The 6,051-nt window shown below is 40.5% G+C and carries 8 protein-coding genes and 2 tRNA genes; 8 read left to right on the top strand and 2 right to left on the bottom strand.

The window, feature by feature from the left end; all coding sequences use genetic code 11:
• The first annotated feature begins 90 nt into the window (after nucleotides 1–90).
• Together LIZ08_RS02265 and LIZ08_RS02260 are read left to right on the top strand one after the other, a co-directional pair.
• Nucleotides 91–164 (top strand) — tRNA-Arg (locus LIZ08_RS02265).
• Between the two features lie 19 nt (nucleotides 165–183).
• Nucleotides 184–257: transfer RNA gene (locus LIZ08_RS02260), tRNA-Pro, on the top strand.
• Nucleotides 258–353: 96 nt separating this feature from the next.
• Here LIZ08_RS02260 and LIZ08_RS02255 read toward each other — a convergent pair.
• Entirely contained in the window at nucleotides 354–887 is a 534-nt protein-coding gene (locus LIZ08_RS02255) for a DUF402 domain-containing protein (protein WP_003005798.1), read from the bottom strand.
• A gap of 95 nt (nucleotides 888–982) precedes the next feature.
• Nucleotides 983–1,765, bottom strand: coding sequence for a recombination regulator RecX (recX, locus tag LIZ08_RS02250; RefSeq protein ID WP_227038176.1), 783 nt, complete (start codon nucleotides 1,763–1,765; stop codon nucleotides 983–985).
• 37 nt (nucleotides 1,766–1,802) lie between these two features.
• On the opposite strand from recX, the gene rlmD reads away from it, so the two are divergent.
• The 6 genes from rlmD (at nucleotide 1,803) to LIZ08_RS02220 (ending at nucleotide 5,984) form a co-directional block, all read left to right on the top strand.
• Entirely contained in the window at nucleotides 1,803–3,155 is a 1,353-nt protein-coding gene (rlmD, locus tag LIZ08_RS02245; protein ID WP_223346174.1) for a 23S rRNA (uracil(1939)-C(5))-methyltransferase RlmD, read from the top strand.
• A 7-nt stretch (nucleotides 3,156–3,162) separates the two neighbouring features.
• Nucleotides 3,163–3,606 (top strand): cytidine deaminase family protein, encoded by a 444-nt coding sequence (locus tag LIZ08_RS02240; protein WP_021152718.1) that lies wholly within the window; start codon nucleotides 3,163–3,165, stop codon nucleotides 3,604–3,606.
• Nucleotides 3,607–3,619: 13 nt separating this feature from the next.
• Nucleotides 3,620–3,853: a DUF1858 domain-containing protein gene (locus LIZ08_RS02235; protein ID WP_003005810.1), complete on the top strand. Its 234-nt coding sequence runs from the start codon at nucleotides 3,620–3,622 to the stop codon at nucleotides 3,851–3,853.
• Nucleotides 3,853–5,199, top strand: coding sequence for a DUF438 domain-containing protein (locus LIZ08_RS02230; protein ID WP_223346173.1), 1,347 nt, complete (start codon nucleotides 3,853–3,855; stop codon nucleotides 5,197–5,199). The genes LIZ08_RS02235 and LIZ08_RS02230 overlap by 1 nt, the downstream gene beginning before the upstream one ends.
• Nucleotides 5,200–5,201: 2 nt before the next feature.
• Entirely contained in the window at nucleotides 5,202–5,456 is a 255-nt protein-coding gene (locus tag LIZ08_RS02225) for a DUF1912 family protein (protein ID WP_013903179.1), read from the top strand.
• Nucleotides 5,457–5,636: 180 nt separating this feature from the next.
• Entirely contained in the window at nucleotides 5,637–5,984 is a 348-nt protein-coding gene (locus tag LIZ08_RS02220; RefSeq protein WP_003011968.1) for a helix-hairpin-helix domain-containing protein, read from the top strand.
• The last annotated feature ends 67 nt before the right edge of the window (nucleotides 5,985–6,051 follow it).

Raw genomic sequence — 6,051 nt, 5'->3', positions numbered from 1 at the left:
TAGAGTACCTGACTACGAATCAGGCGGTTAGAGGTTCGACTCCTCTAGGGTGCATGGTCGCAAGGCTATGTAATAATTGAATAGGAATGAGCACCCTTAGCTCAACTGGATAGAGTACCTGACTACGAATCAGGCGGTTAGAGGTTCGACTCCTCTAGGGTGCATAAAGCGGTAGCTTTAGATCGGGAAGTAGCTCAGCTTGGTAGAGTACTTGGTTTGGGACCAAGGTGTCGCAGGTTCGAATCCTGTCTTCCCGATAGTGTATCGAAAAAGTCTAATGGTTGACATTAGACTTTTTTTGTAGTTATTTTTTTATTAATTTTCAAAAAAAAGAGCTATCGCTCTTTTCAACTTTATTTATTTCGCAGTTCAACATAACGGTTATACCAAATTTTGATATATTCCTCAGAAAAAGGACCTTTGTTTTGGTTTATCCAATCTACTAGAACCTTAACATTTTCCTTTAAAATAAAGTCGATGTCATCTGAATAGTGCATTTTTTCTTTGTGCTGCTCGTATTCTTCAACATCTAACAATTTTTTTTCACCATTGGTAAAGACCTTGACATCGAGATCATAGTCGATATATTTTAAGGCTTCTTGGTCAATGTGAAAAGGACTTGCTAGGTTACAGTAGTAAGACACACCATTGTCACGGATCATGGCGATGATGTTAAACCAATATTTTTTATGGAAATAAACGATCGCTGGTTCACGGGTGATCCAACGTCTACCATCACTTTCAGTAACAAGTGTATGATCATTTACTCCAATAATTGCATTTTCGGTTATCTTTAATACCATGGTGTCACGCCATGTTCGGTGTAAACTGCCATCATGTTTATAACTTTGAATTGTAATAAAGTCGCCTTCTTTAGGTAGTTTCATAACTTACCAACTTTCTACAATCTAAGTATATCCTCTATATTGTAACATATTTTTTCAAATTTTTTCTTATTTTTCTATTTAATTTTCAATTTGGTTTATGAATCTAAGTATTCTCTAATGGCTGACGTTATATCACTATAATCGTAGCCTTTTCTGGCTAGTGCCTGAGTCAAGCGTTGTTTGAGGTCATAGCCTTCATATTTTTTACTGTATTTACGGTATTGTTTTTCTAACTCTTTTAGAATGAGCTCATGTGTTGTTTCTTCATCTGTTTCGAGCTCGAGATTTTGGAATGCTATCTTTGCTTGGTTATACGCAAAGCCTTTTGAAATGAGTGCTTGGATGACTTTCGTTTCAATGGCTTTTAACGGATATTTACCTTGGTATTTTTTTAGGAGTTTTATTGCGGTACGGTAGATCACTTCTGAAAAATCATAGTCTGCAAGAATTTCTTGAAGGATAGATTTTGTGATCCCTTTTTGTTGAATTTTTTGTTGTAATAAGAGTGGACCCTTATCGCCACTGAGAAGGTTGGCCTCTATCAGGTTTCTTGCATATTGACGATCATCTAACCACTTGTCTTCTTTTAGGTGTTGGACCACTTTATCAATAATGCCACTATCAATCTCATATTTTGTCAGGTAGTCTCGGACTTCTTTTGTTGTTCGAGCTTTAAAAGAAAGATGGTAAAGGGCCAGGTTTTTACCATAGGAGTATTGAGCAAACTCTTGGATTTCTTTTAGTTCCTCTTCACTGATTTCTTTATCTTTGGAAAGAAAATATTTGACGATGGTGTCTTCTGTAATATAAAGTTTTTGATCATTGTCTAATTCCAGGAGGTAGAGTCTTTTTTTCTTTTCTAGTTTTGTAATTTTCATGTTTTTATTATACCGAAAAATGTGTTAAGATAGGGATATGAACGTTAAAGTAAAACAAAAAATTCCTTTGAAAATTAAACGAATGGGAATTAACGGAGAAGGGATTGGCTTTTATAAAAAAACACTTGTCTTTGTGCCAGGCGCTTTGAAGGGAGAAGATATCTTCTGTCAAATTACAAGTGTCAAGAAAAATTTTGCGGAAGCCAAACTCCTATCTGTGAATAAGGCGTCTAAGTTTCGTGTGACGCCCATGTGTGATATCTATGAGACCTGTGGTGGCTGTCAAATCATGCATTTGAAGTATGATAAGCAGCTGGAGTTTAAGACAGATTTATTACAACAGGCCTTGAAGAAGTTCTCACCTGAAGGATTTGAACAGTATGATATTCGGCCGACAATTGGAATGCAGGAGCCGCTTTACTATCGGGCAAAATTGCAATTTCAAACTAGGAAATTCAAGGGCCAGGTGAAGGCGGGCCTCTATGCCCAAAATTCACATTATTTGGTGGAATTAAAGGATTGTTTGGTTCAAGACCCGGATATTCAAGCTATCGCCAACGATCTAACGGATTTATTGACCTATTATCAGATTCCGATTGCTGATGAGCGTAAAGAACTGGGTGTCAGAACCATGATGGTTCGACGGGCTCGGAAGTCTGGGCAGGTTCAGATCATTGTGGTTACTAGTCGTCAGATTAATGTAAACAATTTGGTGCAAGACTTGGTCACGAAACACCCAGAGATTGTCACAGTTGCTGTTAACAAAAATACGTCTCGATCCAGTGAAATTTATGGGGAACAAACGCAGATTATTTGGGGAGAAGATGCCATTTTGGAAGGTGTTTTGGATTATGAATTCTCCCTGTCTCCTCGAGCCTTTTACCAGTTGAATCCGGAACAAACTGAAGTATTGTATAGTGAGGCTGTCAAGGCTCTAGATGTTTCTCCAGAGGATAACCTGATTGATGCCTACTGTGGGGTTGGAACGATTGGGTTTGCTTTTGCTAATAGAGTGAAAAGTGTTCGGGGGATGGATATTATTCCTGAAGCGATTGAAGATGCCAAATACAATGCTAAACGGATGGGATTTGAGAATACCCACTATGAGGCTGGTACAGCAGAAGAGATCATTCCTCGCTGGTACCAAGAAGGCTATCGGGCTAATGCTGTGATCGTGGATCCACCTCGTACGGGCTTGGGTACAAAATTAATCGAGACCTTGTTGCACTATGCACCTGAAAAGATGGTCTATGTCTCTTGTAATGTCTCTACTTTGGCACGGGATTTAGTGTCTTTGACAAAGGTTTATCAGGTTGAATACATTCAATCAGTGGACATGTTCCCCCATACTGCACGGACAGAAGCAGTTGTGAAATTAGTGAAGAAGTGAAAGAAGAATGGATATTTGGGAAAAACTTTATCTTGAGGCGAAAGCTCTCTATGCGCCTCAAGAGGTTTCAGATTTTGTCTATGCTCGACATGTGGTTGCTGCTGTTGAGGCTGCAGATGGTCAGATTTTTACGGGCTTTTGTATGGAAGGAACCTGTGGCGTCTTTCATTTATGTGCCGAACGAGCAGCTCTCTTCAACATGTATCAACAATCAGGACAAACCAAGGTCAAGCGCATTATTGCTTTTCGAGACAAGCCTCCTTATGGAGAAGGCTCAGGGATGCCTTGTGGGGCCTGTCGTGAATTTCTCCTTGAGCTAGATGCAGAGAATCGTCATCTAGAGTTTATGGTGGATTATGAAAGTCGTAAGACCATTACTTTAGGAGAGCTGATGCCCCTTTGGTGGGGCGAAGAACGGGCTCGTCAGAGAGAGAATAAAGGGAATGAGTAGAGGAAATAAATAAATGGACAATGTTATTGATGTATCGATTCCAGTTGCTCAAGTCATTGATCAACATCCGGAAGTATTGGATTTGTTGGTGGAGTTGGGCTTTAAACCCTTAGCCAATCCGATCATGCGCAATACAGTTGGGCGCAAGGTTTCCTTGAAACAGGGATCAAAATTAGAAGGCACTCCTATGGAGAAGATTGTGCGAACACTAGAGGCTAATGGCTATGAAGTAGTGGGGCTAGACTAATGAGTGATGAACGAATTCATGTTTTAAGAGATATCTTATTAGAGCTTCATCATGGAGCTTCCCCTGAGTCGGTTCAGGAACGGTTTGATGCGACTTTTGCAGGGGTTTCTGCGATTGAGATCTCTCTTATGGAGCATGAACTGATGAATTCAGATGCAGGGGTTACTTTTGAAGATGTGATGGAGCTTTGTGATGTTCATGCCAATCTCTTTAAGAATGCTGTTCAAGGGGTCGAAGTGGCAGATACAGACCATCCAGGTCACCCGGTTCAGATCTTTAAACAGGAGAACTTAGCCCTTCGAGCCGCTATGATGCGGGTCCGTCGCTTGCTAAACAATTATGAGACGACTGAGGATCCTGAGATGATTCAGGAGATTCATAAGGGCTTGTTACGTCAGCTGGGCTTGGTGGGTCAATTTGACCGGCATTACCGTCGTAAGGAAGAGCTGATGTTTCCGATTATGGAAAAATATGGGCATGATTCCCCACCAAAAGTGATGTGGGGAGTGGATGACCAGATTCGGGAACTCTTTGCGAAAGCTTTGGATGCGGCCAAGAAATTACCGGATTCTAGTATCTTAGAAGTCAAAGAGCTCTTTGAAGCCTTTGCGCAAGAGTTTGAGGCCATGATCTTCAAGGAAGAGTCGATCCTCTTGATGATTTTGCTGGAGTCCTTTACCCAGGATGACTGGCTCTCCATTGCAGAAGAAAGTGATGTATATGGTTATGCCATTATTTTCCCAAGTGAGAAATGGGTGCCGAAACGCGTGGACTTCAAGGAGGAAGCGTCTGAAGAGTCAGATGGTTCAACTGAACCACTTCCTTCTTCAAAAGGAGATGAGAATCGTCGGGTCATTGAGACTCCTGAGGGGCAATTGACCATTACCTTCACGCCTAAGAAAAAAGAAGAGAGCTTCGATCGCAAGCAGCCACAAGCTTTTGGTCATGGATTTTTATCGGTGGAGCAAGCGAATTTAATCTTGAACCAGTTACCAATGGAGATCACCTTTGTCAATAAGGATGATATTTTCCAATATTACAATGATGCTGCGCCTTTTGAGGAAATGATTTTTAAGAGGACGCCATCGCAGGTAGGACGCAATGTTGAGCTGTGTCACCCACCGAAATATTTGGAGAAGGTCAAAGCCATCATGCAGGGGCTTCGTGAAGGGAAAAAAGACAAGTATGAAATGTGGTTCAAATCAGAATCGCGTGGGAAATTTGTCCATGTCACCTATGCAGCAGTGCGTGATGAAGCGGGAGACTTTCAAGGCGTCTTGGAATATGTTCAGGACATTCAACCTTATCGAGAGATCGATACGGATTTTTATAGAGGAATGGAGTAAAGATGAGCTACGAAACAGAGTTTATGAAGGAGTTTGAGGAGTGGATCAAGACCCAAGTCATGATCAATGAAATGGCTCTCGAAGAAAGTAAGAAGGTTTTTGATGAAGACCAGGATGAGCGAGCTAAAATAGCCATGATTCGCTATGAAAGCCGTTTGGACGCTTATCAGTTCTTGCAAGGAAAGTTTGAAAATTTCCATGCTGGAAAAGGATTTCATGATTTACCAGATGGCCTCTTTGGTGAAAGAAAATATTAAAATGGCCTTATTGAAGGCGTTTTACTAGCTAGATTTACCTGAAAATTGAGCAATGACTTGATTTTTTAGGGGATTGTGATACAATAAAAAAGTTGAAATGACATCAACGGATTTTTGAATGGAATGATAGTGATGAAACCTTGTTGCCTTAGGAATTGATCACTGAATTTAGGAGGAAAAATGGCAAAGAAGAACGTAAACCGTGCGAAACAATACAAACATCAAAATAGACATCTTTTGAAAAAAGCTGTCGCAACTGTAACTGCAGCTGTGAAAGAAGCACCTAAAAAAGTTGAGAAAGCTACAAAAGCAGTAGCGAAAGAAGTGAAACAAGCGGCTTCTTCAGTGGAAGAATTTGCTGCAAGTTTGGAAGGTGTGGCACTTGATCGTGCGCAAACATTCTATGATGAAGGTATTCGCTCTGTTGCGGACTTCGCAAACTGGACAGAAAAAGAGTTGTTGGCCCTTAAAGGAATCGGCCCAGCTACAATCAAGAAATTGAAAGAACTAGGCGTTAAATTTAAATAATCGCTTTTATGATTTCTTGCTATTTCCAGGAAAACTTGCTAAAATGAACCTATTAGAGGTGTTTTGA

It is taken from the genome of Streptococcus sp. 210928-DFI.4.42 (assembly GCF_020554365.1).
GTDB classification, from domain to species: Bacteria; Bacillota; Bacilli; order Lactobacillales; family Streptococcaceae; genus Streptococcus; species Streptococcus parasanguinis_S.
The sequence above is the reverse complement of the archived record's forward strand: the minus strand, read 5'-3'. Positions and strand labels throughout refer to the sequence as shown.

Coding starts and splice junctions, on each gene's coding strand:
- LIZ08_RS02225 (WP_013903179.1), top strand. CDS start 5,202: ATGAGCTACGAAACAGAGTTTATGAAGGAGTTTGAGGAGTGGATCAAG.
- LIZ08_RS02240 (WP_021152718.1), top strand. CDS start 3,163: ATGGATATTTGGGAAAAACTTTATCTTGAGGCGAAAGCTCTCTATGCG.
- recX (WP_227038176.1), bottom strand. CDS start 1,765: ATGAAAATTACAAAACTAGAAAAGAAAAAAAGACTCTACCTCCTGGAA.
- LIZ08_RS02255 (WP_003005798.1), bottom strand. CDS start 887: ATGAAACTACCTAAAGAAGGCGACTTTATTACAATTCAAAGTTATAAA.
- LIZ08_RS02230 (WP_223346173.1), top strand. CDS start 3,853: ATGAGTGATGAACGAATTCATGTTTTAAGAGATATCTTATTAGAGCTT.
- rlmD (WP_223346174.1), top strand. CDS start 1,803: ATGAACGTTAAAGTAAAACAAAAAATTCCTTTGAAAATTAAACGAATG.
- LIZ08_RS02235 (WP_003005810.1), top strand. CDS start 3,620: ATGGACAATGTTATTGATGTATCGATTCCAGTTGCTCAAGTCATTGAT.
- LIZ08_RS02220 (WP_003011968.1), top strand. CDS start 5,637: ATGGCAAAGAAGAACGTAAACCGTGCGAAACAATACAAACATCAAAAT.